The organism is Pseudomonas sp. A39 (assembly GCF_058145955.1).
Window position 1 is genome coordinate 11,952 of the sequence record NZ_JBYVMD010000001.1, and the last position, 22,769, is coordinate 34,720.

Genomic DNA, 22,769 nt, shown 5'->3' on the forward strand with positions numbered 1-22,769 from the left:
GGTTATTGTTCGAGGAAGTCGCCGAGGGCGTGGAAGAAACCGTCGAAGTCATCCCACGGAATCATGTGCCCGGCATTCGGTACGCGGGCCACCTGGATGGCCGGTTGCAGGTCCTGGATTTCGGTAATGTCCTCGTCGAGGATCACGCCGCCGCGCCCGGCCACCATCAGCAGGGCCGGCGCCTTGAGAGACGGCAAGTGCTGATGGAAATCCACCGTGTGAAAGTCATTGAAGGCGCGCACGATGGCGGGCTCATAGCAGGTGTGCAGCCATTCGGCGCGCAGTTGCAGTTGCTCGTCGGTCCAGGTAGCGCAGAAGGCGCGCATCGCCTCGGCGTCCATGCCGATCAGGGATTGGCGAATCGAGTCGACGTACCACGGCAGCTTGCTTGGGTATTCGCGTCGGCCCGGGCCGGACACCGGCGGGTCGATCAACACCACGCGATTGACGCCCTGGGGATGCAGCACCGCGCTGCGCAGGGCAAAGCGTGCCCCCATGGAGTGGCCCATCAGGTGGTAGCTGTGCAGGTTCAATGCGTCGGCAAACGCGCCGATGTCCTCGGCGCAGGTATCGGTGCTGTAATCCAGCGCGGGGCCGGTCGAGGACAAGCCACGACCGCGCACATCCAGCACGTAGGTGTCGAACCGCGCGCCCAGGCGCTCGGCCACGAAGCCCCAGGTGATCGCCGGACTGGTGATGCCGGGAATCAGGATCAGCGCCGGGCCCTTGCCGCCATAACGCAGGTAATGCTGGCGGATGCCATTGGCCTGCACGTTGCCGCCGTAGAGGAAGGTGCTCACGCGGCCACCCCCGATTTCAGTTCCTGGGCGTACAGGTCATAACCGTAGACCCAGGCCGGGTCTTCCTGGGTGCGCAGCCAGGTGTTGGCGTTGGACACGGCTTGTACGCGTGACGCACGTTCCTTGCGGTTGGCTTCGTAGAGCTGGAACGCGGTGCGGTAGTCGCTGATGCCGGTTTCCTGCAGGCAGCGAGTGAGCATCGCCGCGTCTTCGATGGCCATGCCGGCGCCCTGGGCCATATGCGGCTTCATCGGGTGGCAGGCATCGCCGAGCAGCACCAGGCGGCCACGGCTCCAAAGCGGCAGCGGGTTACGGTTGCGCAGCGGCCATTTGGTCACGCTTTCGGTGGATTCGATCAGGGCTTGAACGGTGGGGTGGTAGCCCTTGAAGGCGTCGAACATCTCTTCGCGGCTGCTGTCGACGAATGCGCCCTGGAAGTCCCATTCGGCATGGGGCACGCCGGTGACGTAGTAGTACTCGTCGCGCTTGCTGGTGGTGTAGTAGACCATCATGTGGCGATCTTCGGTCCACCACTTGATGCAGTCCTCGAACTTCAGGTCGTACTTGGCCAACTGGTCGCCCCGGATCAGCGCACGGTGGGCAACCCAGCCGCTGTACAGCGGTTTTTCCGCGCCGAGCAGTTCTTCGCGGATCTTGGAGTTGATGCCGTCGGCACCGATCACGATGTCAGCGTAAGTCACCTGGCCGTCGGCGAAGGTCAGGCGCACCTGGGTGTCGGTTTCTTCAAGGGTTTCCAGGCGCTTGTTGAAGTGCAGGGTGCCGGGCTTGAGGGTCGACATCTGCAACGCGTGCAGGTCGCCACGGTGCACGGTGATGTAGGACGCGCCGTAGCCGGTGAGCGGGATGCGCGAGAGGTAGTCGCCGGTCTCGCCGCAACGGCTGAACCAGTGCTCGGGGTGCGAGCCCATCAGGTCCAGCTGCTTTTCGATGCCCATGCGGCGGAAGATTTTCATGATGTTGGGGCCCATATGGATCCCGGCCCCCAGTCGGGAAAACTCCGGCGCCTGCTCATACACATCCACGTCGAAACCAGCTTGCTGCAACAGGGTGGCAGCGGCGGCACCGCCGAGGCCGGCGCCGACGATGGCGATTTTCTGAGTGCTTCCCATGGGGCGTGTTCCTCTGTCTTTTGATTTTTTGGCGGCGTCTGTCCGCAAGGTTTTTAAAGTGTATACGCTCATTTTTTGAAATGGGAAGCCCATCTCTGCAAATATGTTTTTTGGCGATAGTTGTCCTGTGTAACTTTATTTGGCCAATAAATACTGGAATTGTTTCGATAGGTAACGTTTTGGTGCGCCGCTTGCAGTCTGCCTGCAATTCGGGTCTTATCGTTATTAAATGACGTATACGCTATAAAAATGCACTAGAGTGAAGCGCAGTGCTTGAACTTGGTGCAGGCCCACAGGAGACAGGAAAATGCCGGTAAGCGATTGCGAACTGACCCAGATGTTTGAACACGTGTTGACGCTGTCCAAGGTCGACCCGACCCAGAGCGTTGCCGTGCTCAAGAGCCATTACTCCGACCCGCGCACCGTGCGTGCCGCGATGGACGCCGCGCAGCGCCTGGGGGCCAAGGTGTATGCGGTGGAGTTGCCGTCGTTCAACCATCCCAAGGCGATGGGTAACGACATGACCGCCTACTGCGGCGACACTGCGCTGACCGGCAATCTCGCGGCGCAACGCGCGCTGGAAGCCGCCGACCTGATCGTCGACACCATGATGCTGCTGCACTCGCCGGAGCAGGAGCAGATCCTCAAGACCGGCACGCGCATCCTGCTGGCCGTGGAGCCGCCGGAAGTGCTGGCGCGGATGCTGCCCACCGAAGAAGACAAAGTGCGTGTGCTGGCGGCGGAGCAGTGGCTGAAAAAGGCGCGCTCGATTCAGGTGACGTCCCGCGCCGGCAGCGACTTCCGTGCGGCCTTGGGGCAATACCCGTCGGTGACGGAATACGGTTTCGCCGATGAGCCGGGGCGCTGGGACCATTGGCCGAGCGGTTTCCTGTTCTCCTGGCCCAACGAAGAAACCGCCGAAGGCGTGCTGGTGCTGGACATCGGCGACATCCTGCTGCCGTTCAAGACCTACACCCGCGAGAAGATCACCCTGGAGATCGAGAAGGGCTTCATCACTAACATCCATGGCGGTTTCGAGGCCGAATATCTGCGTGACTACATGAAGTATTTCAATGACCCCGAGGTGTACGGCATCTCCCATATCGGCTGGGGCCTGCAGCCACGGGCGCAGTGGACGGCCATGGGGCTGCACGACAAAAACGACGGCATGTGCATGGACGCGCGGGCGTTCTATGGCAATTTCCTGTTCTCCACCGGGCCGAATACCGAAGTGGGCGGAACGCGCAAGACGCCGTGCCATATGGACATTCCGCTGCGCAATTGCGATGTGTATCTGGATAATGAGGCCGTCGTTATTGCGGGGGATGTGGTGGCGCCGCGAGCCTCTCTCGCGCGCTGATCATCGGTATGGGGATGGAGTATCATGCCTCCCCACTTTAACCATCCACCGAGCTGCGCCGTGCCTGATTCCTACGTCTTTTCTGAACAAGTTGGCCACCTGCTGCGCAAGGCCTACCAGCGCCACCTGGCGATCTTTCAGCAGAATGTCGGCGACTCGCAGCTCACCGCCGTGCAATTCGTGACCTTGTGTGCGCTGCGCGATCACGGTGCAAGTTCCCTGACGGAACTGGTCAAGGCGACTGCGGTGGACCAGGCGACCATTCGCGGTATCGTCGAGCGGCTGAAGGCCAAGGCGCTGATCAGCCTGGAGCCGGACCCGCAGGACAAGCGCAAAGTGGTGGTCGACCTGTCCCCGGAAGGCGCCGAGCTGGTTGCCCAGACTGCACCTCGCGCCGCGCAGATCAGCGAACTGACCATGAGCAACCTCAACCCCGCCGAACGCGTCGCGGTGCTGTTCCTGTTGCGCAAGATGATCGACGACCCTCAGGAATAAACAGCCCACTCACCATACGGTCCTTTGGCACCGTTTTTGCTCTGAGTTCATGTAGTAGTCACTTCATCAGTCAAGTGTGTCGTGAGGCCCCAGGTCCGCGATGCTTTTTTTTGACTGTTTCATGTAGTGCCTGCTTCATCAACTGTTACGGGCGAAGCGAATGATCAGCCAGCACATCACGGTAGCGCTTGAGGTCAACGGGCACGTCAGCGAAGTCAGCGCCATGGCGGACACGCCGCTGTTGCTGGTGCTGCGCAATGACCTGCAACTCAATGGCCCCAAATACGGCTGCGGCCTGGGGGAGTGCGGTGCCTGCACCGTGATCATCGATGGCGTGGCGGCGCGCTCATGCGTGTTCCCGCTGGCAGGTGCGGTGGGGCGCGAGATTCTCACCCTTGAAGGCCTGGGCACGCGGCAGGCGCCGCACCCGGTGCAACAAGCCTTTATCGATGAGCAGGCCGCGCAATGCGGCTACTGCCTCAACGGCATGATCATGACCACCAAGGCCTTGCTCGACCGTAATCCCCACCCCAGCGAAACCGAGGTACGCAACGCGCTGTCGGGCAACCTCTGCCGCTGCGGCACCCATATCGAAATCCTGCGCGCCGTGCTGCGTGCGGCCCGCTTGATGACCGTGGATTGATGACCATGACAGACACTCCGCTTTCCCGTAACCAGTGGCTGGCCAAGGCCGGCGTCTTGCTGATCGTCGATGACGTGCTGCCGCCCTCGGGGCCGGTGGCCAAGGGTGGCACGCCCACTGTGAAACCCAAGGAACTCGGGCTGTTTATCGCGGTGAGCGATGACGGGCGGGTGTACGCATTCAATGGCCATGTGGACCTGGGTACCGGCATTCGCACCTCACTGGCGCAGATCGTGGCCGAGGAACTCGACCTGACAATGGAACAGGTGAAGATGGTGCTCGGCGACACCGAACGCGTGCCCAATCAGGGCGCGACCATTGCCAGTGCGACGCTGCAGATTTCCGCCGTGCCCCTGCGCCATGCCGCCGCCGAGGCGCGGCGGTTTCTGCTGGCGCGGGCGGCGGGGCGCTGGGGCGTGAGCACCGCCAGTCTTAAGGTGGACGCCGGCGTTATTCAGGCGGCGGACGGGCGCACCACCAGCTACTTTGAACTGGTCAGCGGCCAGCACGACCAACTGCGCATCAGCGGTGATGCGCCGCTGAAGGCGGTTGAGGAGTATCGCCTGGTGGGCAAGGGCGCTGCACGGGTGGATATCCCAGGCAAGGCCACCGGCGAGCTGACCTACGTGCACGACATGCGCGTGCCGGGCATGCTCCATGGCCGGGTGATCCGCCCGCCGTATGCCGGGCTTGATTGCGGGGAGTTTGTCGGTAATAGCCTGCTGAGCGTGGACGAATCGTCCATCGCCCATATCCCAGGCGTCGTTGCGGTGGTGGTGATCCGCGATTTTGTGGGCGTGGTGGCCTTGCGGGAAGAGCAGGCGATCAAGGCGGCCGCCGACTTGCAGGTGCACTGGAAACCCTGGAACAACGCGTTGCCGGACATGAGCGATGTCGAGCAGGCCATCCGCGACAACCCCCGTGTGCGGCGCACCGTCCTCGACCAGGGCAACGTCGATGCGGCCCTGGCCAATGCCAGTCAACGTATGCCCCGCACTTACCTGTGGCCGTACCAGATGCATGGCTCGATCGGCCCCTCCTGTGGCGTGGCCGATTACTCGCCTTCCGGCAGTCGCGTATGGTCGGGCAGCCAGAACCCGCACCTGTTGCGCGCTGACCTGGCGTGGTTGCTGGAGTGCGAAGAAACCCTGATCGACGTGATCCGCATGGAGGCCGCCGGTTGTTACGGGCGCAATTGCGCCGATGATGTGTGTGCGGATGCCTTGCTGTTATCCCGTGCGGTCGGCAAGCCGGTGCGCGTGCAACTGACCCGCGAACAGGAACACCTGTGGGAGCCCAAGGGCACCGCGCAGCTGATGGATGTGGACGGTGGCCTCAACGCTGATGGCAGCATTGCCGCCTACGACTTTGAAACCAGCTATCCCTCCAACGGCGCGCCGACCCTGGCGCTGTTGCTGACAGGCCGTGTCGAGCCGGTGGCGGCGATGTTCGAGATGGGCGACCGCACCTCGATCCCACCCTACGACATCGATAATATGCGCGTGACCATCAACGACATGGCGCCCATTGTGCGCGCCTCGTGGATGCGCGGCGTATCGGCCTTGCCCAACACCTTTGCGCATGAATCCTATATCGACGAACTGGCCTTTGCCGCCGGCGTCGACCCGGTGGAATACCGCCTGCGCTACCTCAAGGACGAGCGCGCCATCGACCTGGTGAAATCCACCGCCGAACGCGCCAACTGGTCACCGCGCACCGCGCCGATGCAAACCGCCAACGAAGACCATCTGCTGCGTGGCCGTGGCTTTGCCTACGCGCGCTACATCCACAGCAAGTTTCCCGGGTTCGGCGCGGCCTGGGCGGCTTGGGTGGCGGACGTGGCCATCGACAAGCAGACCGGCGATGTGTCGGTGACGCGGGTGGTGATCGGCCATGATTCGGGGATGATGATCAACCCGGCCGGGGTGCAGCATCAGATCCATGGCAATGTGATCCAGTCCACCAGTCGCGTACTGAAGGAGCGCGTGACCTTTGAAGAGTCGACCGTGGCGAGCAAGGAGTGGGGCGGCTATCCGATCCTGACCTTTCCCGACGTGCCGCAGATCGACGTGATGATGATGCCGCGCCAGGACCAACCGCCCATGGGCGCCGGTGAGTCGGCGTCGGTGCCCAGCGCGGCGGCGATCGCCAATGCGATCTACGACGCCACCGGCATTCGTTTTCGCGAGTTGCCGATCACCCCGGAGCGGGTGCTGGCGGCGCTGAATGCGGCGACCCTGGGTGAGCCGGTCAAGTCGCCGGAAAAACGCCGAAAATGGTGGTTCGGCGCGCTGTTCGCCACCTTGGGCGCGGTGCTGGCGACAGCCTGGCCGTTCCAGGCTGAAATCGCACCGATTGCACCGCCCAGTGCCGGCACCTGGTCCAAGGCCACCCTGGAGCGCGGGCGTTTGTTGGCGGCGGTGGGCGATTGCGCGGTGTGCCATACAGCGCCCGGTGGCGCGCCCAATGCCGGTGGGTTGGCCATGGAAACGCCGTTCGGCACGTTGTACAGCAGCAATATCACCCCGGACGTGAAGACCGGGATTGGCGCCTGGTCGTACTCGGCGTTCGAGCGGGCGATGCGTGACGGCATCGGCCGTGACGGGCGCAACCTGTACCCGGCGTTTCCCTATACGGCGTTTCGCAATATCACCGACGCGGATATGCAGGCGCTGTACGCCTACCTGATGTCCCAGGCGCCGGTGAGCCAGGCGCCAACGCCGAACGCCATGCGCTTTCCGTTCAATATCCGGCCGTTGATGGCGGGGTGGAATGCACTGAATGTGCGGCGTGGTGAAATCACGCCGCAGCCTGAGCGCGGTGAGCAATGGAATCGCGGCAATTATCTGGTCAACGGTTTGGGTCACTGCGCCGCGTGCCATTCGCCGCGCAACGTGATGGGGGCGGAGAAGGGCGGCAAGGCGTTCCTGGCGGGCGGCATGGTCGATGGCTGGGAGGCGCCGGCGCTCAATGGCTTGTCCAAGTCACCGACGCCGTGGACCGAAGAGCACCTGTTCGCTTACCTGAGCACCGGCTATTCCGACGCCCACGGCGTGGCGGCAGGCCCGATGGGGCCGGTGGTGAGTGAGTTGTCGAAATTGCCCAAGGCGGATATCCGCGCCATGGCGGTGTACCTGGCATCGCTTAACGGCAATGCGACGGCCGACGTCCCGGTGGCCGCTGCTGTGACCGTACCCAACCCCAATGGCCGAAGAGTTTTCGAAGGTTCGTGCAAGGCCTGTCATGCCGACGGCCTGGGGCCGAAACTGTTTGGGGTGAGCCCGTCGTTGGCGAACAATACCAATGTGCACAGCGATCAGCCGGATAATTTGATCAAGGTGATTCTGCAGGGCATCAGCAACCCGGCGACCCGGGATCTGGGGTATATGCCGGGGTTCAAGGACAGTTTGTCGGACAGCCAGGTGGCGGACCTGGCGGCGTACCTGCGCGGGCAATTCGCGCCGAATGCGCCGCAGTGGAAGGGGGTGGAACAGAAGGTGGCGCATCTGCGCGCCAACCCCGGTACGCACTAGGGCGTGACGCCGCGCACCACCAGGTCACTGATAAACCCCAGCCAATCCTGCTGCGGCCCTTTGTCCGCCAGGTCTTCACCGAGGAACGAGCTGAGGGTATGGCGGTTGGAGTTATAGAAGTAGCACAGCGAGGCAATCATCAAGTACACGTGCTTAAGGTCCACATCCAGGCGAAACACGCCTTGCGCCTGGCCGGCTTCGATAATCGGCTTCAGCACGCCCACCGCTTCCCCCGACAGCCTGCGCATCTCGCCGGACTGCTGGGCATGCTTGCCCTGGTGCAGGTTCTCGATGCTCAGGATCGCCACGAATTCCGGATGCTTGACGTAGTAATTCCAGATGAACGCCACCAAGTCGCGCAGGGCCTGCTCGGGTGCGTCCAGGCTCAGCTTGAGCTTGCTTTCGGCTTTGTTGAACTGTTCGTAGGTGTGTTCCAGCACGCAGACGAACAGGTGTTCCTTGCTGCCGAAATAGTAATACAGCATGCGGTCGTTGGAGTCGGCTTCCTTGGAGATGGTATCGACACGGCCGCCTGAATAACCGTCACGGGTAAACACCTTGACCGCCGCCTGGAGGATGCGCGCGCGGGTCTGGTCGGCCTGTTGGGCGCGGATGCCGGTTTTCTTGATCGCCATATCCCTCTTCATCGCCCTATCAGGGCGCCTTGCACGACAGTCAGGGCGCGGAATATAGCATGGGCTTTTTCGCGTCCGTTCTATGACCGACAAGTTCTGTAATAAAAACGCCATTGCGCTGGGGATTACCTGTGCGCCGGGCTATTTTGGTGCGTCTCAATAACTAGAGTAGCCATGGATGAAATACCAACCCTTCAGCCGTACCTTGATTGCCACAGCCCTGGTGTTGACGGTCAGTGGTGTGCACGCCGCTTCCCAGGCCCCGGTGGCCGGTGAAAATGGCATGGTGGTGACGGCCCAGCATTTGGCCACTCATGTGGGCGTGGATGTGCTCAAGGCCGGCGGCAACGCGGTCGATGCTGCTGTCGCGGTGGGCTATGCGCTGGCCGTGGTGTACCCGGCGGCGGGTAACCTGGGGGGTGGCGGTTTCATGACCGTGCAACTGGCAGACGGGCGCAAGACCTTCCTCGATTTCCGCGAAAAAGCCCCGCTGGCGGCCACCGCCGATATGTACCTGGACAAAGACGGCAACGTCATCGAAGGCCTCAGCGCCAAGGGCCACTTGGCCGTCGGCGTACCCGGCACCGTGTCGGGGATGGAACTGGCCCTGAGCAAATACGGCACCCTCAAGCGCGCTCAGGTCATCGCACCGGCGATCAAGCTGGCGGAAAACGGCTTTGCCCTGGAGCAGGGTGATATTGACCTGCTGCACACCGCCACCGGCGAGTTTGAAAAAGACAAGGACATGCGCGCGATCTTCCTGCACAACGGCCAGCCGCTGCAGGTGGGTCAGAAACTGGTGCAGAAAGACCTGGCCAAGACCCTTAAGGAAATCTCGGCCAAGGGCACCGACGGTTTCTATAAAGGTTGGGTCGCCAAGGCGCTGGTGGATTCCAGCCAGGCCGGCAAGGGCATCATCACCCAGGCGGACCTCGACAAATACAAGACCCGTGAGTTGGCACCCATCGAGTGCGACTACCGTGGCTACCACGTGGTCTCGGCACCGCCACCAAGCTCGGGTGGCGTGGTGATCTGCCAGATCATGAACATCCTCGAAGGCTACCCGATGGCCGACCTCGGCTATCACTCGGCCCAAGGCCTGCACTACCAGATCGAAGCCATGCGCCACGCTTATGTGGACCGTAACAGCTACCTCGGCGACCCGGACTTCGTGAAGAACCCGATCGAGCACCTGCTGGACAAAAACTACGCGACCAAACTGCGCGACGCCATCGAACCGCAAAAGGCCGGGGATTCCCAAGCCATCAAGCCGGGCGTATCACCTCACGAAGGTAACAACACCACCCACTATTCCATCGTCGACAAGTGGGGCAATGCGGTGTCGGTGACCTACACCCTCAACGACTGGTTCGGCGCGGGCGTGATGGCGAGCAAGACTGGGGTGATCCTCAACGATGAAATGGACGACTTCACCGTCAAGGTCGGCGTGCCGAACATGTACGGGCTGGTCCAGGGTGAAGCCAACGCCATCGCGCCGGGCAAGGCGCCGCTGTCGTCGATGAGCCCGACCATCGTGACCAAGGATGGCAAGGCTGTGATGGTGGTGGGCACGCCAGGTGGCAGCCGCATCATTACCGCGACCTTGCTGACCATCCTGAATGTCATCGACTACAAGATGAACATCCAGGAAGCCGTGGACGCGCCGCGTTTCCACCAGCAGTGGATGCCGGAGACCACCAACCTCGAGACGTTTGCCGTGAGCCCGGACACCCAGAAGATCCTGGAAAGCTGGGGCCACAAGTTTGCCGGTCCGCAGGATGCCAACCACTTGGCGGCGATCCTGGTGGGCGCGCCGTCGCTGGGTGGCAAGCCGGTGGGTAACAACCGCTTCTATGGGGCGAATGACCCGCGTCGTAATACGGGGCTGTCGCTGGGGTACTGACGGGCGCGCGCGGGCTTGTTGTGGTGAGCGGGCTTGCCCCGCGCTGGGGGGCGAAGCCGCCCTAAAACCAATCGCCGCATACTGTCAGGCAGTACGCGGCGTGTTTATTGGGGCTGCTACGCCCCCCAGCGCGGGCGGTGCGACGATTCGACAAGCCCGCTCACCACAACAGCTGTTCTACTGCGGTGAATGCGGCGCTCCGGCGTTCTTCCCAATTTCCCCTGATGACCACGACGGGTTGCTGGTGCTGCTGCATCCAGTCCAGGCTGTCCTGGAAAAACGCCCTGCGGTCGGCCAGCTCAGGTTGGCAGCGTTGCCCATCGGCCGTCCACTCCACATCTTCCGGCGACAACAGCAGGTGCAGGTCGTAGTGCCGAGCCAGCAGTTCGTCGTCCAGCCAGGCCGGGTAGTCGCCAAACAGGGTCTGGCTCCACAGTTTGTTGGTCAGCAAGTGCGTATCGAGGATCAGCAGGCGGGGCTGTTCGGCGCGGGCGGCGTCTTCCCAGGCGAGTTGGCCACGGGCGATGGCCGGGATATCCGCAAGGCAGGTATCACGCTGGTGATGGTCGATGAATTCGCGCACGTATTCACGCACCATCAACCCGCCAAACTGCGCTTGCAGCTCCGTCGCCAGCCAACTTTTACCACTGGATTCCGGCCCGGCCAGTACCACCACCTTCATGCGTGCAACGCCGGGTCGGCGCGCCATTCGCGCCAGCCTTGCACGGCGATCACGGTGAACAGCGCGTAGAGCGCGGCGGTGAGGTAGAGGCCTTTGTAGAGAAATAGCCCGACGAAGATCACGTCCACGGCAATCCACAGTGGCCAGCACTGCACGCGCTTCTGCGCCATCCACAGTTGTGCCACCAGGCTGAAACCGGTCAGGGCGGCATCCAGCCAGGGTTGGGCGGCGTCGGTCCAGTGCGCCATGGCGGCGCCGAGCAGCAAGCTGCCGATTGCCCCCACCGCCAGGCTGGCCATGATCGCTGGCACACCGAGGCTGGTCACTTGGCGGCCCTGCTGGACCTCGCCGGCGCGGGTCCACTGCCACCAACCGTAGACTTGCAGCGCGGCGTAGACCACCTGCAAGAGCATGTCGGAATAGAGTTTTACGTCGAAGAACACCCAGGTGTACAGCAACACCATCACCAGCCCGATAGGCCAGCACCAAGGGTTCTGCTTGACCGTCAGCCATACGGCGATCACCCCCAGGGCGGCGGCGAACAGTTCAAGCCCGGACATGGTGGTTCCTTGGGAGAGTGGGAGAGGGCGGGGATTGTAACCAAAGAAGGTGGGTCTAGGAATTGGCTGTTGTAGTGAGCGGGCTTGCCCCGCGCTGGGCTGCGCAGCAGCCCTAAAACCAATCGCCGCATACTGTCAGGCAATACGCGGCGTATTTATTGGGGCTGCTACGCAGCCCAGCGCGGGGCAAGCCCGCTCACCACAACAAGCCTGCTCATCACAATAGGCCCGCTAACCACAATTGGCTTGCTCACCACAACAAGCCCGCTCACCACAAAACTACACTTTGAATTGGCGCAGCAGGCCGTCGAGTTGTTCGCTCAACCCGCGCAATTGCGCACTCGCCACGCTCGACTGTTCCGCCGCCAGCGCCGTGCTGTGGGACAAGCCGGCGGCCTGGGTGACGTTCTGGTTGATGTCTTCCACCACATGGGCCTGTTGCAGGGTGGCGCTGGCAATCGACGCATTCAGGCCGTTGAGGTTATTCAGGGCTTGCCCGATGGCGGTCAGGCTGGCGCCGGCCTGGCCGGCCTGTTCGATGGTCAGTTGCGAGGCGCTGTGACTGTCGCTGATCACCTTGACCGCCGCTTCCGAGTGGCCTTGCAGGCGCTCGATCATGCCCTGGATCTCGGCGGTGGACTTTTGCGTGCGCTGGGCCAGCAGGCGCACTTCATCGGCCACCACGGCAAAGCCACGGCCTTGTTCGCCCGCGCGTGCCGCTTCAATCGCCGCGTTAAGGGCCAGCAGGTTGGTCTGGTCCGCGATGGAGCGGATGACCTCGAGCACGCTGCCGATCTGGGTACTTTCGGCGGACAGGGTGCGAATCACTTCCACCGCCTGGCTGATGGTGCCCGAGAGCTGGTCGATCTGCTGCAGGCTGCCGTCGATGTTGACCTGGCCTTGCTGCGCCTGGGCCTGGGCATCGCGCATTTCGCTGGCGGCGTGTTCGGCGTTCTTGGCCACGTCCTGCACGCCGTAGGTGACTTCGTTGATGGCCGTGGCCACCAGCTCCATCTGCTGGGACTGTTGCTGGCTGCGGTCATGGGCCTGGGTGGCGTTGGCGCCCAGCTCTTGCGAGGACTGGCCCAATGCGTTGGCGCATGCCTGCAACTGGGTTACCACCAGACGCAGCTTGGCGGTAAAGCTGTTGAAGTGTTGGGACAGTTGGGTGACTTCGTCCTGGCCATGGGTATCGAGGCTGCGGGTGAGGTCGCTTTCGCCGCTGGCGATGTTGCCCATGGCATTCACGGCGTCCTGCAACGGCCGTACGATGCTGCGGGCGATCAACGACACCAGCAACGCCATGACCACCGCGATGCCCAAGCCGATAAACGAGGCTTTCCAGACCTGGGCGCTGAACTCGGCCTGTACATCATCCACGTAGACCCCGGAACCGATGATCCAGCCCCACGGCTCGAACAGTTGGATATACGAGGTCTTGGCCACGGGCGCTTCGGCACCCGGCTTCGGCCAGCGATAGTTGATGATGCCCGCGCCCTTGGCCTTGGCCAGGATCACGAATTCGTTGAACACGGCAAACCCGTCGGGGTCGCGGATCGCCGACAGGTTCTGGCCGTCGAGCTTGGGGTTGGCCGGATGCATGATCATCACGGGCGTGAGGTCGTTGATCCAGAAATAGTCGTCATGGTCGTAGCGCAAGCCGCGCACCGCGTTCATGGCTTGTTTCTGGGCGGCTTCGCGGGTCATCACGCCGGTGGTTTCGAGGCTGTGATAAAACGTCAGGATACCGCTGGCGGTCTGGACCACGTGTTGGGTCTGCAGGCGTTTGGCCTGGTAGAGGTCGTCATGGATCTGCTTGAGCATCAGCAAACCCAGGGCCATCAGCATCAGCACGGCGACTATCAGGATCAGCCAGAGCCGTCGGCTGATCGACATATTGCGCAAACTGTTCATCGTCCTGTCACTCCGGGCTTTTTATAATTGTGGGCGCCACATCGACTTTTACGCCTTGTCTGATAGGCTTTCGGCCTGTAATCGAAAAACCTGAGTACTGTCTGATTTTTCACAGGATTTTTGCAGCGTGGGGTTGAAACTCAGCGCTGTGTCTTGTCGTCAGTGAACCATTAAAAAGATTAACAAGGCTTGCCGTAGAGCAAGACCTTTGGGGGAAGTATGGATTTTTGGACCGCCATTCAGGCAGTGATTCTTGGCGTTGTGGAGGGGCTTACCGAGTTCCTGCCGATTTCCAGCACCGGCCACCAGATCATCGTCGCCGACTTGCTCGACTTTACCGGCGACCGTTTCAACGCGTTCAACATCATCATTCAGCTGGGCGCCATCCTGGCCGTGGTGTGGGAGTTCCGGGGCAAGATTTTCGAAGTGGTCAGCGGCCTGCCGACCCAGCGCAAGGCCCAGCGGTTTACCGTCAACCTGCTGATCGCCTTTATGCCGGCGGTGGTGTTGGGGGTTATTTTCGCTGACGTGATTCACCACTACCTGTTCAACCCGATCACCGTGGCCACGGCCCTGGTGCTGGGCGGCATCGTCATGTTGTGGGCCGAGCGTCGTGAACATGAAGTGCATGCCGAGACCGTCGATGACATCACCTGGAAAGACGCGCTCAAAGTCGGCCTGGCGCAGTGCCTGGCGATGATCCCGGGCACCTCGCGTTCGGGCTCGACCATTATCGGCGGCCTGTTGTTCGGGCTGTCACGCAAGACCGCCACCGAGTTTTCGTTCTTCCTGGCCATGCCAACCATGGTCGGCGCGGCAGTGTATTCGGGCTACAAGTACCGTGACCTGTTCCAGCCGGCGGACCTGCCGGTGTTCGTCATCGGCTTCGTGACCTCGTTTATCTTCGCGATGATCGCGGTCAAGGGCCTGCTCAAGTTCATTGCCAGTCACAGCTATGCCGCGTTTGCCTGGTACCGCATTGCGTTCGGTTTGCTGATCCTGGCGACCTGGCAGTTCGGCTGGATCGACTGGACCGCGGCCAAGGCATGATGATCCAGCACCCACGCCTGAAGGCGGCGATCTTTGTGCTGCTGTGCGCGGCGCCGTTGTTGGGGTCGGTATTGGTGTGGCAGCGTGGCGAGACGCTGATTCCGCTGGTGGCCTATGGCGTGGTCAGCGTGATCGCGTTTTTCCTGTACTGGAGCGACAAGCGCAAGGCGCGCACCGACAGCTGGCGCACGCCGGAAAATATCCTGCACGCCGTCGAGCTGGCAGGCGGTTGGCCGGGCGCGTTGATTGCGCAGCAGGTGTTCCGGCACAAGACGCGCAAGGTGTCCTACCAGGTGCTGTTCTGGGTGATCGTGTTGCTGCACCAGGTGTTTTGGCTGGACCAGATGTTCCTCGGCGGTACCCTGGTTTCAATCCTCTAGCAACAACCCGATCTGCGTGCGCTTGGGCAGTTTGCTCACCACCAACTGGTGGGAGCGCTGCAACAAGCCACGCAGCTCCTCGGCGCCCAGCGGGTAGGGCGTGTTCATGATGATCCACTGCGCACGTGCCAGGTACGGCGCCGGGTGGATGCCTGGGCGGTCCACATGGCCGAGGAACAATTCCTTGTCGACCTTGAACGCCAGCGAGTCACCGCGCAGGTTTTGCAGGGCGAACATCTTGTTGCCAGCAATCGAGAATACCCGCACGCCGCCCCATTTGTAGTCCTCCCGCGCGCCGGGCAGGCTCAGGCAGAAGGTCGCGACTTGGGCTTCGGTCATTTTCATAGCAGGCGGTCTCCACAGCCTTTGAAACCTTCTTCCAGGTAATCGATCCAGGCGCGGATGGCCGGCAACACGCCACGGCGATGCGGGTACACCGCTTGCAGCCAGCCGCCCGGCAACGACCATTCCGGCAGCAGTTGTACCAACTGGCCGCTGGCCAGTTCGGCTTCACAGTACATCATCGGCAGTATGGTGAAGCCCAGGCCCATGATGGCGCTGGTTTTGCGCACGATGAAGTCGTCGATACCCAGCCGGGCCTCCATCGCCAGCTCGTGGGCATGGCCCTGCGGGTCGATAATGCGCTGATGCACCAGGCGATCCGCCTCCAGCGCCCCGAGGATCGGCAATTGCTTGAGGTCCTCAAGGCTGGCCACCTGACGACCGAGCATCAACGCGGGGCTGGCCACCAGCACGGTCTGCGCCTGACGCAGGCGCTTGGTGACCAGCAAGGGGTCTTCATCACCGAGCTCGCGCACACGCAGGGCCACATCGATGCCCTCGGCCACCAGGTCGACGCGGCGGTTGACCAGGGTCATCTCCAATTGCACCTGAGGGTGGGCTGCGAGAAAACCCGCGACGATTTCCGGCAGGATGTGCTGGGCCATGCCCACCGGACAGCTCACCCGCAGCCGCCCACGGGGCTCGCTGGACATGCTGGCGACGGCCTCATCGGCCATTTCCGCTTCCAGCAGCATCGCCTGGCAATGCCGCAGGTAACGCTCGCCGACGGCGGTAAGCGTCAATTGGCGGGTGGTGCGTTGCAGCAGGCGCGCGCCGAGGCGTTCTTCCAGCTCGGCGATGCGTCGCGACAACCGGGACTTGGGAATCCCCAGCAGGCGCCCGGCCGCCGCGAAACCGCCGGCTTCCACGACTTTGGCGAAATAGTAGAGGTCGTTGAGGTCTTGCATGGTCAGCCTATTGTCCTGTCAGTGGGACAAACTATCGCATTTGAGCTGACTTATCGACTATTCGTTTGATGCGTAGGATCACCACCATCTGATCGCCACTGTCGATCCCACCTCGGAGATCCACCATGAAACTGTTGCATATCGATTCCAGCATCCTCGGCGACAACTCGGCGTCCCGTCAGCTCAGCGCCGGCGTGGTCAAGGCCTGGCAAGCTGCGGAGCCGGGTGTGGAAGTGACCTACCGTGACTTGGCCAGCGAAGGCATCAACCACTTCTCCGGCGCGACCTTGGGCGCCCTGGGCACCGCTGCCGAGCTGCGTGATGCCGCGCAAAAGCATGAGGCCGAGCTGAGCGCATCGTCGCTGGCCGAGTTCCTCGCCGCCGACGCGGTGGTGGTGGGTGCGCCGATGTACAACTTCACTATTCCAACCCAGTTGAAAGCTTGGATCGACCGCATCGCCGTCGCCGGCCAGACATTCCGCTACAGCGAAGCCGGTCCGGAAGGCCTGTGCGGCAACAAGAAAGTCATCATCGTGTCCACGTCCGGTGGCATGCATGCCGGGCAAGCCACGGGTGCCGCCCATGAAGGCTACCTGAAACTGCTGTTTGGCTTCCTGGGCATCACCGATATCGAGATCGTGCGTGCCGAAGGCCTGGCCTACGGTGACGAAGTGCGCAGCAAAGCCCTGAGCGACGCCAACGTACTGATCAACGAACAATTGTTCGCCGCCGCGTAAGGCTTGTGTAAATTTCGCCCTTCCTCGGTTTCAATCTGAAGCCGGGCGCCTAAACTCTGTATTCTGCTCGCCTGAAAACGACCGGAGTACGGAGTTTTTTCGTTTACCCGCTGTCATTACTTTGGCCCAGGTTGTGCAAGCATGGGTTTAACAACCTGGACGTTTCTTCGATATGTCGGTTCTCACGCAGCAAAGGTGGACATCCCCATGATGCGTCTTTGTGCTGTTATGGTTCTTTCCCTGCTCGGCGGCCTGATTTCAGTGCACGCTGCGCCGGCACCGCACCCGCATTGGAGTGTGGGTTTCCATCGCATGACGTTTCTTGATCCGCTGGACTTGCAGCCGATGAAGGCCGTGGCCTTTTACCCGTCCACCGGGCTTGAGCACACCACACAATTGGGTGCGTACCACGTCGCTGCCACCGAAGACTCCAAGATTGCCATCGGCCGTTTCCCGATGTTGATGTTGTCCCACGGCAACACTGGCACGCCCCTGGCCCTGCATGACCTGGCCACCTCATTGGCGCGCAAAGGCTTTGTGGTGGTGGCGGTGTTGCACCCCGGCGACAACTACAAGGACCACAGCCGCCTGGGCACGGTGAGTAACCTGTATGGCCGGCCGATCCAGATTTCCGAAGCGATCACCGCGACCTTGGGCGACCCGATGCTCTCGCCGTTCGTCAACATCGATCAAGTGGGGGTTATCGGTTACTCCGCCGGGGGCGAGACCGCGTTGATCCTGGCCGGTGCCAAGCCGGACTTCGACCGGCTGCGCCGTTATTGCCAGGAGCGCCCGGAAGACCGCGACGCCTGCACCACCAAGGGCGAACTGGTGGTGGACCGTGACGACCTGCAACCGCAGTCCGACCCGCGTATTCATGCCTTGATGCTGATGGCACCGCTGAGCCTGATGTTTGGTCGCCACACCCTGGCGGATGTGCATGTGCCGGTGCTGCTCTACAGCGGCGATGGCGACAAGCTGGTGGCCGTGGACAAGAACGCGGCGGCCCTCGCGCGCAAACTGCCGGAACCGCCGGACTTCAAACTGCTGGCCGGGGCCGGGCATTTCGTGTTCATGGCGCCGTGCGACAGCGATCAGTTGGCCGCAATGCCGGCGATTTGCACCGATGCCGATGGCGTCGACCGCGAGGGCATTCACCGCGACCTGATTTCCGAGGCGGGGCGTTTTTTCAGCCACACCCTCGGCCAATCCACCCGCGCCGGTTTGCAGACGGCTGATCAGTAAGCGCGGCGCTTGAGCAGTAGCGTCAGGCCCAGTGCGGTCACCGACAGCAGTGCCGCGCAGAAGAAGATCCAGCCATAGCCGAGGTTCAGCGCCACGGCGCCCATCAATGGCCCGGCAATCGCCAGGGCCAAATCAAAGAACACCGCATACGCACTCAGTCCCGCGCCACGGCTGCTGTTGGGCACCTGCTTGATGGCTTCCACACCCAGCGCCGGGTACACCAGTGACAAGCCAAAGCCGGTCAGCCCGGCCCCCATCAATGCCACCCCGGTGGACGGTGCGAGCCAGAGCAGCGTCAGGCCCAAGGTCTCGATGGTCATGCAGGCAATCGCGGCGCGGAAGCCACCAAAGCGGCTGATGGCCGAGATAAACACCAGACGCGACAGGATAAAGCACACGCCGAACACGGTCAGGCAGTACGCTGCGCCGGCCCAGCCGCGATTGAGGTAATACAGGGTAATAAAGGTGGTGAGGGTGCCGTAGCCGATAGATGCCAGGCACAGGCTGGCGCCAAACGGTGCGATACGCCCGAACACCGCCCAGAACGGCAGGCGCTCACCGCGCACTACCGGCACCGAGGGTTTGTTGCGGATCAGCACCAGGCCCAATGCGGACAACACCGACAGCGCAATGCCGAGGCTGTTGTAGCCATACTCGGCCACCATCACCACGCCCAGCGGCGCACCGATGGCGATGGCACCGTAGGAGGCGATGCCGTTCCACGAAATCGAGCGCGCCGTGTGTTCGGCACCGACGGCGCCCATGCACCAACTGATGGTACCCACGCCGATCAGCCCTTGGGCTACGCCCAGCAACAGCCGCGCGACGATCAGAATGCCCAGGCTCAATGACGGCAGGCTGTCCACCAGCGTCGCGAAAAACGTCAGCACACCACTCACAAGGATCCCGGCCAGCCCCAACACGATCGCGCGTTTGGTGCCGACGGTGTCGGACATGCGCCCGGCCATGGGGCGGCTGAGCAGGGTGGCCAGGTATTGCGAGCCGATCGTGACCCCGGCCACCACGGCGCTGAAGCCCAGTTGTTCGTGCACATAGCCTGGGATCACCGCAATCGGCAGGCCGATGCAGATAAAGGCGATGAAGGTGTAGAAGACGATGGAGACGATCTTCAGGGTGATCGACATTGAACTGGGAGCGGCGGCAGGCATGGGCACTCATTCGCGGGCGGGCGGTGAGGGCATGATGGCAAGGGCCAGGGGGAAAAGAAAGCAGGCTAACTACTTTGCCTGATGAACAGGTGTGTTGTTGTGGTGAGCGGGCTTGCCCCGCGCTGGGCTGCGAAGCAGCCCCAATAAAAAACACCGCGTTCTGTCGGACAGAGCGCGGTGTTCTTTTTAGGGCCGCTGCGCAGCCCAGCGCGGGGCAAGCCCGCTCACCACAACAAGCGCGCTCACTACAAGGGGTGTTTTAGAACACCACGCCTTGGCTGCGCAGGTAGTCGTCGTAGGTGCCGCTGAAGTCGATCACGCCATCGGCGCTCAACTCGATGATGCGGGTGGCCAGGGACGATACGAACTCGCGGTCGTGGCTGACGAAGATCAGCGTGCCTGGGTAGTTTTCCAGCGCCAGGTTCAGTGCTTCGATGGATTCCATGTCCAAGTGGTTGGTCGGTTCGTCCATGATCAGCACGTTCGGCTTTTGCAGGATCAGCTTGCCGAACAGCATGCGACCTTGCTCACCACCGGAGATCACCTTGACCGACTTGAGGATCTCGTCGTTGGAAAACAGCATGCGGCCCAGGGTGCCACGGATCACTTGTTCGCCTTGGGTCCACTGGCCCATCCAGTCGAACAGGCTCATGTCATCTTCGAAGTCGTGGGCGTGGTCCTGTGCGTAGTAGCCCAGTTCAGCGGCTTCGGTCCACTTGATGCTACCGGCGTCCGGCGTCAGTTCGTTGACCAGGGTGCGCAGCAGGGTGGTCTTGCCAATGCCGTTCGGGCCGATGATCGCCACGCGCTCGCCAGCTTCAACCTGGAAGCTAAAGTCCTTGAACAGCGGCTTGCCATCGAAGCCTTTGGCCATGCGCTCGACGATGACCGCCTGGCGGTGCAGCTTTTTGGTCTGTTCGAAACGGATGAACGGGCTCACGCGGCTCGAAGGCTTGACCTCGGCCAGTTGGATCTTGTCGATCGCCTTGGCACGGGAGGTGGCCTGCTTGGCTTTCGAGGCGTTGGCCGAGAAGCGGCTGACGAAGGATTGCAGTTCGGAGATCTGCGCCTTCTTCTTGGCGTTGTCCGACAGCAATTGCTCGCGGGACTGGGTCGCCACGGTCATGTACTCGTCGTAGTTGCCCGGGAACAGGCGCAGCTCGCCGTAGTCCAGGTCAGCCATGTGGGTGCACACGCTGTTCAGGAAGTGACGGTCGTGAGAGATGATGATCATCAGGCTGGAGCGCTGGGTCAGGATGTTTTCCAGCCAGCGGATGGTGTTGATGTCCAAGTGGTTGGTCGGTTCGTCGAGCAACAGCACTTCAGGATCGGAGAACAATGCCTGGGCCAGCAGTACACGCAGCTTCCAGCCTGGGGACACTTCGCTCATCGGGCCAAAGTGCTGTTCCAGGGGAATACCCAGGCCCAGCAGCAGCTCACCGGCACGCGATTCGGCGGTGTAGCCGTCCATCTCGGCGAACTCGGTTTCCAACTCGGCCACGGCCATGCCGTCGTCCTCGCTCATTTCCGGCAGCGAGTAGATACGGTCGCGCTCGGCCTTGACCTTCCACAGCTCTTCGTGGCCCATGATCACGGTGTCGAGCACGGTGAATTCTTCGTAGGCGAACTGGTCCTGGCGCAGTTTACCCAGGCGTACATTCGGCTCCAGCATGACCTGGCCGCCGGACGGATCCAGGTCGCCACCGAGGATTTTCATGAAGGTCGACTTGCCGCAACCGTTGGCACCGATCAAACCATAACGGTTGCCGGCGCCGAACTTGACCGAGACGTTCTCAAAGAGCGGCTTGGCGCCGAACTGCATGGTGATGTTAGCTGTGGAGATCAATTACTTTACCTATCAATGGGTTGCGAGCGTGACGGCAGGAGCCTTCAGGCATGCGTCAACAGCGACATCAAGGCGCGAAACCCGGTCGCTGAGCAGAAAATTTGGGATGTGTGTTGGAATTTGGCGCGCATTGTCGCATATGTCAGGCGACAGTTGTATGTCGAGCGAAGGAAGGTTTCTCCAACGTCTCCGGCATCGCCAGCCATAACAGCGCCAAGGCCAGCGCTGCTACGCCGGCCAGGGTCAGGAATGCCGCGTTGTAGCCGGCCTCTTGCACCACAAAACCTGCCAGGCTGCTGCTCAGCGCCGCGCCCAGGCCAAAGACGGTGGAGAGGGCGCCCAGGCTGACGTTGAACCGGCCGGTGCCCTGGGTCAGGTCCTTGACGATTACCGGGAACAACGCGCCGAAGATACCTGCGCCGATGCCGTCGAGCATTTGCACGGCCACCAGCCAGTAAGGGTCGCTGGACAGGGTGTAGAGCACGCCGCGCAACGGCAGGATCATGAAGCCGGCCATCAGCAACGGCTTGCGTCCCCAGATGTCGGCCTTCAACCCAACCAGCCAGGCCATCGGCACCATCACGAGTTGCGCGGCGACGATGCACGCCGACGTCAGCGGGGTGGCCATGTGCAGGTTGATCTGCGCCAGCTTTTGGCTGACCAGCGGCAGCATCGCCGCATTGGCCAGGTGGAACAACGCGCAGCAGATGGCGAACAACAACAGCGGGCGGTTCGCCAGCAATACCTTCATGCCGGACGGTTGCTCATGATCGGTGTGATGCGCCGGGTCGAAGCCTCGGGCGACGTCGTGGTCGATCGCCTCGGCCGACACGCAACTGATCGCGACGATACTGGCCACCGCCATAAAGGCCATCAGGTAGAACACCACCACCGGCCCGAACAGGTAGGCCAGGCCGCCGGCCAACAACGCGGCCACGGCATTGCCGGCGTGGTTGAAGGTTTCATTGCGCCCTGTGCGGCGGGTGAACGCGCGGGGGCCGGTGATGCCCAGGGAGATCGCGCTGATCGCTGGGGCAAACACGGACGCGGCAACGGCGCTGGCAGCCTGGGTAAGGGCCACGAGGCTGAAAGAACTGACAAAGGGCAGCAGCAGGCAACTGGCGGTGACCACAATGGCAGCCAGCGCAATGACCGCGCGCTTGCTGTGGGTACGGTCGATCAACGCACCCGCCGGCCCCTGGGTGAGCAGCGCGGCGATACCCGCCAGGGTCATGACCACGCCGATACTGGCCGGGTCCCATTTGTGCACGGCCAGCAAGTAGATGGCGAGGTAGGGACCGAGTCCGTCGCGCACATCCGCCAGGAAGAAGTTCAGGCTGTCCAGGGACAGGGTATTACGCAGGTCGGAATGTTTGGCCACGGCAAGAACTTCTGAGGCGGCGTTCAGGGGTTGAACACTCACAGCGTAAATGACCT

At 62.2% G+C, this 22,769-nt stretch carries 20 protein-coding genes; 9 read left to right on the top strand and 11 right to left on the bottom strand.

All coding sequences use genetic code 11. The features are described 5' to 3' along the window. Positions 1 to 2: 2 nt before the first annotated feature. Positions 3 to 800 (bottom strand): alpha/beta fold hydrolase, encoded by a 798-nt coding sequence (locus tag AC3ZU9_RS00075; protein WP_012723981.1) that lies wholly within the window; start codon positions 798 to 800, stop codon positions 3 to 5. Continuing rightward, on the bottom strand, positions 797 to 1,930 hold the full coding sequence (locus tag AC3ZU9_RS00080) for an FAD-dependent monooxygenase (protein ID WP_490090094.1): 1,134 nt from the start codon (positions 1,928 to 1,930) through the stop codon (positions 797 to 799). Before AC3ZU9_RS00080 ends, AC3ZU9_RS00075 begins: the two co-directional genes overlap by 4 nt. A 307-nt stretch (positions 1,931 to 2,237) precedes the next feature. Between AC3ZU9_RS00080 and AC3ZU9_RS00085 the strand changes: the two genes are divergently transcribed. The 4 genes from AC3ZU9_RS00085 (at position 2,238) to AC3ZU9_RS00100 (ending at position 7,961) form a co-directional block, all read left to right on the top strand. Next, positions 2,238 to 3,290 (top strand): 2,5-dihydroxypyridine 5,6-dioxygenase, encoded by a 1,053-nt coding sequence (locus tag AC3ZU9_RS00085; RefSeq protein ID WP_490090095.1) that lies wholly within the window; start codon positions 2,238 to 2,240, stop codon positions 3,288 to 3,290. Positions 3,291 to 3,350: 60 nt separating this feature from the next. After that, positions 3,351 to 3,785 (top strand): MarR family winged helix-turn-helix transcriptional regulator, encoded by a 435-nt coding sequence (locus tag AC3ZU9_RS00090; protein ID WP_043206229.1) that lies wholly within the window; start codon positions 3,351 to 3,353, stop codon positions 3,783 to 3,785. 160 nt (positions 3,786 to 3,945) lie between these two features. Beyond that, a complete protein-coding gene (locus AC3ZU9_RS00095; protein WP_012723985.1) occupies positions 3,946 to 4,428 on the top strand; it encodes a (2Fe-2S)-binding protein in 483 nt (160 codons plus the stop codon). A 5-nt stretch (positions 4,429 to 4,433) separates the two neighbouring features. Then, the gene (locus tag AC3ZU9_RS00100; protein ID WP_490090096.1) at positions 4,434 to 7,961 is read left to right on the top strand and encodes a molybdopterin cofactor-binding domain-containing protein; all 3,528 of its coding nucleotides are present in this window, start codon (positions 4,434 to 4,436) and stop codon (positions 7,959 to 7,961) included. Here the strand turns inward: AC3ZU9_RS00100 and AC3ZU9_RS00105 are convergent. Then, positions 7,958 to 8,596 carry a TetR/AcrR family transcriptional regulator gene (locus AC3ZU9_RS00105; RefSeq protein ID WP_043205286.1) on the bottom strand — a complete coding sequence of 213 codons (639 nt, stop codon included), beginning with the start codon at positions 8,594 to 8,596 and terminating at the stop codon, positions 7,958 to 7,960. The two genes, AC3ZU9_RS00100 and AC3ZU9_RS00105, sit on opposite strands and share 4 nt — an antisense overlap. 178 nt (positions 8,597 to 8,774) lie before the next feature. On the opposite strand from AC3ZU9_RS00105, the gene ggt reads away from it, so the two are divergent. Then, positions 8,775 to 10,499, top strand: coding sequence for a gamma-glutamyltransferase (gene ggt, locus AC3ZU9_RS00110; RefSeq protein ID WP_012723988.1), 1,725 nt, complete (start codon positions 8,775 to 8,777; stop codon positions 10,497 to 10,499). A 160-nt stretch (positions 10,500 to 10,659) separates the two neighbouring features. On the opposite strand, the gene AC3ZU9_RS00115 is transcribed toward ggt, so the two are convergent. The 3 genes from AC3ZU9_RS00115 to AC3ZU9_RS00125 all read right to left on the bottom strand — a co-directional run bounded on the left by AC3ZU9_RS00115 (position 10,660) and on the right by AC3ZU9_RS00125 (position 13,655). After that, positions 10,660 to 11,181, bottom strand: a complete 522-nt coding sequence (locus tag AC3ZU9_RS00115; RefSeq protein ID WP_122811531.1) for an AAA family ATPase — start codon at positions 11,179 to 11,181, stop codon at positions 10,660 to 10,662. After that, positions 11,178 to 11,741 carry a nicotinamide riboside transporter PnuC gene (gene pnuC / locus AC3ZU9_RS00120; RefSeq protein WP_012723990.1) on the bottom strand — a complete coding sequence of 188 codons (564 nt, stop codon included), beginning with the start codon at positions 11,739 to 11,741 and terminating at the stop codon, positions 11,178 to 11,180. The genes AC3ZU9_RS00115 and pnuC overlap by 4 nt, the downstream gene beginning before the upstream one ends. A gap of 279 nt (positions 11,742 to 12,020) precedes the next feature. Next, entirely contained in the window at positions 12,021 to 13,655 is a 1,635-nt protein-coding gene (locus tag AC3ZU9_RS00125) for a methyl-accepting chemotaxis protein (protein WP_093546334.1), read from the bottom strand. 219 nt (positions 13,656 to 13,874) lie between these two features. Here AC3ZU9_RS00125 and AC3ZU9_RS00130 point away from each other — a divergent pair, with 219 nt between their 5' ends. Together AC3ZU9_RS00130 and AC3ZU9_RS00135 are read left to right on the top strand one after the other, a co-directional pair. Beyond that, positions 13,875 to 14,705 carry an undecaprenyl-diphosphate phosphatase gene (locus tag AC3ZU9_RS00130; protein ID WP_012723992.1) on the top strand — a complete coding sequence of 277 codons (831 nt, stop codon included), beginning with the start codon at positions 13,875 to 13,877 and terminating at the stop codon, positions 14,703 to 14,705. Then, a complete protein-coding gene (locus tag AC3ZU9_RS00135; RefSeq protein ID WP_012723993.1) occupies positions 14,702 to 15,085 on the top strand; it encodes a DUF1294 domain-containing protein in 384 nt (127 codons plus the stop codon). Before AC3ZU9_RS00130 ends, AC3ZU9_RS00135 begins: the two co-directional genes overlap by 4 nt. On the opposite strand, the gene AC3ZU9_RS00140 is transcribed toward AC3ZU9_RS00135, so the two are convergent. Both AC3ZU9_RS00140 and AC3ZU9_RS00145 read right to left on the bottom strand, forming a co-directional pair. Beyond that, a complete protein-coding gene (locus AC3ZU9_RS00140) occupies positions 15,074 to 15,430 on the bottom strand; it encodes an MmcQ/YjbR family DNA-binding protein (RefSeq protein WP_012723994.1) in 357 nt (118 codons plus the stop codon). The two genes, AC3ZU9_RS00135 and AC3ZU9_RS00140, sit on opposite strands and share 12 nt — an antisense overlap. Next, complete coding sequence (locus tag AC3ZU9_RS00145) at positions 15,427 to 16,335, bottom strand: LysR substrate-binding domain-containing protein (RefSeq protein WP_012723995.1); 909 nt, start codon at positions 16,333 to 16,335, stop codon at positions 15,427 to 15,429. Before AC3ZU9_RS00145 ends, AC3ZU9_RS00140 begins: the two co-directional genes overlap by 4 nt. A 125-nt stretch (positions 16,336 to 16,460) precedes the next feature. Here AC3ZU9_RS00145 and AC3ZU9_RS00150 point away from each other — a divergent pair, with 125 nt between their 5' ends. Beyond that, positions 16,461 to 17,072: an FMN-dependent NADH-azoreductase gene (locus tag AC3ZU9_RS00150; RefSeq protein ID WP_012723996.1), complete on the top strand. Its 612-nt coding sequence runs from the start codon at positions 16,461 to 16,463 to the stop codon at positions 17,070 to 17,072. 207 nt (positions 17,073 to 17,279) lie between these two features. Beyond that, positions 17,280 to 18,317, top strand: coding sequence for an alpha/beta hydrolase family protein (locus AC3ZU9_RS00155; protein ID WP_012723997.1), 1,038 nt, complete (start codon positions 17,280 to 17,282; stop codon positions 18,315 to 18,317). Here AC3ZU9_RS00155 and AC3ZU9_RS00160 read toward each other — a convergent pair. From AC3ZU9_RS00160 to AC3ZU9_RS00170, 3 genes are all read right to left on the bottom strand, one after another. Further along, entirely contained in the window at positions 18,311 to 19,486 is a 1,176-nt protein-coding gene (locus AC3ZU9_RS00160; RefSeq protein WP_043205287.1) for an MFS transporter, read from the bottom strand. The two genes, AC3ZU9_RS00155 and AC3ZU9_RS00160, sit on opposite strands and share 7 nt — an antisense overlap. A gap of 259 nt (positions 19,487 to 19,745) precedes the next feature. Continuing rightward, the gene (locus AC3ZU9_RS00165; RefSeq protein WP_080567188.1) at positions 19,746 to 21,332 is read right to left on the bottom strand and encodes an ABC-F family ATPase; all 1,587 of its coding nucleotides are present in this window, start codon (positions 21,330 to 21,332) and stop codon (positions 19,746 to 19,748) included. A 142-nt stretch (positions 21,333 to 21,474) separates the two neighbouring features. Then, positions 21,475 to 22,713 (bottom strand): MFS transporter, encoded by a 1,239-nt coding sequence (locus tag AC3ZU9_RS00170; protein WP_102060434.1) that lies wholly within the window; start codon positions 22,711 to 22,713, stop codon positions 21,475 to 21,477. Positions 22,714 to 22,769: the final 56 nt, after the last annotated feature.

Excerpts from the sequence above, each read along its gene's own strand:
- AC3ZU9_RS00080 (WP_490090094.1), bottom strand. The coding sequence starts at position 1,930 with ATGGGAAGCACTCAGAAAATCGCCATCGTCGGCGCCGGCCTCGGCGGT.
- AC3ZU9_RS00140 (WP_012723994.1), bottom strand. The coding sequence starts at position 15,430 with ATGAAAATGACCGAAGCCCAAGTCGCGACCTTCTGCCTGAGCCTGCCC.
- pnuC (WP_012723990.1), bottom strand. The coding sequence starts at position 11,741 with ATGTCCGGGCTTGAACTGTTCGCCGCCGCCCTGGGGGTGATCGCCGTA.
- AC3ZU9_RS00105 (WP_043205286.1), bottom strand. The coding sequence starts at position 8,596 with ATGGCGATCAAGAAAACCGGCATCCGCGCCCAACAGGCCGACCAGACC.
- AC3ZU9_RS00155 (WP_012723997.1), top strand. The coding sequence starts at position 17,280 with ATGATGCGTCTTTGTGCTGTTATGGTTCTTTCCCTGCTCGGCGGCCTG.
- ggt (WP_012723988.1), top strand. The coding sequence starts at position 8,775 with ATGAAATACCAACCCTTCAGCCGTACCTTGATTGCCACAGCCCTGGTG.
- AC3ZU9_RS00125 (WP_093546334.1), bottom strand. The coding sequence starts at position 13,655 with ATGAACAGTTTGCGCAATATGTCGATCAGCCGACGGCTCTGGCTGATC.
- AC3ZU9_RS00100 (WP_490090096.1), top strand. The coding sequence starts at position 4,434 with ATGACAGACACTCCGCTTTCCCGTAACCAGTGGCTGGCCAAGGCCGGC.
- AC3ZU9_RS00095 (WP_012723985.1), top strand. The coding sequence starts at position 3,946 with ATGATCAGCCAGCACATCACGGTAGCGCTTGAGGTCAACGGGCACGTC.
- AC3ZU9_RS00130 (WP_012723992.1), top strand. The coding sequence starts at position 13,875 with ATGGATTTTTGGACCGCCATTCAGGCAGTGATTCTTGGCGTTGTGGAG.
- AC3ZU9_RS00085 (WP_490090095.1), top strand. The coding sequence starts at position 2,238 with ATGCCGGTAAGCGATTGCGAACTGACCCAGATGTTTGAACACGTGTTG.
- AC3ZU9_RS00135 (WP_012723993.1), top strand. The coding sequence starts at position 14,702 with ATGATGATCCAGCACCCACGCCTGAAGGCGGCGATCTTTGTGCTGCTG.
- AC3ZU9_RS00115 (WP_122811531.1), bottom strand. The coding sequence starts at position 11,181 with ATGAAGGTGGTGGTACTGGCCGGGCCGGAATCCAGTGGTAAAAGTTGG.
- AC3ZU9_RS00160 (WP_043205287.1), bottom strand. The coding sequence starts at position 19,486 with ATGCCTGCCGCCGCTCCCAGTTCAATGTCGATCACCCTGAAGATCGTC.
- AC3ZU9_RS00150 (WP_012723996.1), top strand. The coding sequence starts at position 16,461 with ATGAAACTGTTGCATATCGATTCCAGCATCCTCGGCGACAACTCGGCG.
- AC3ZU9_RS00145 (WP_012723995.1), bottom strand. The coding sequence starts at position 16,335 with ATGCAAGACCTCAACGACCTCTACTATTTCGCCAAAGTCGTGGAAGCC.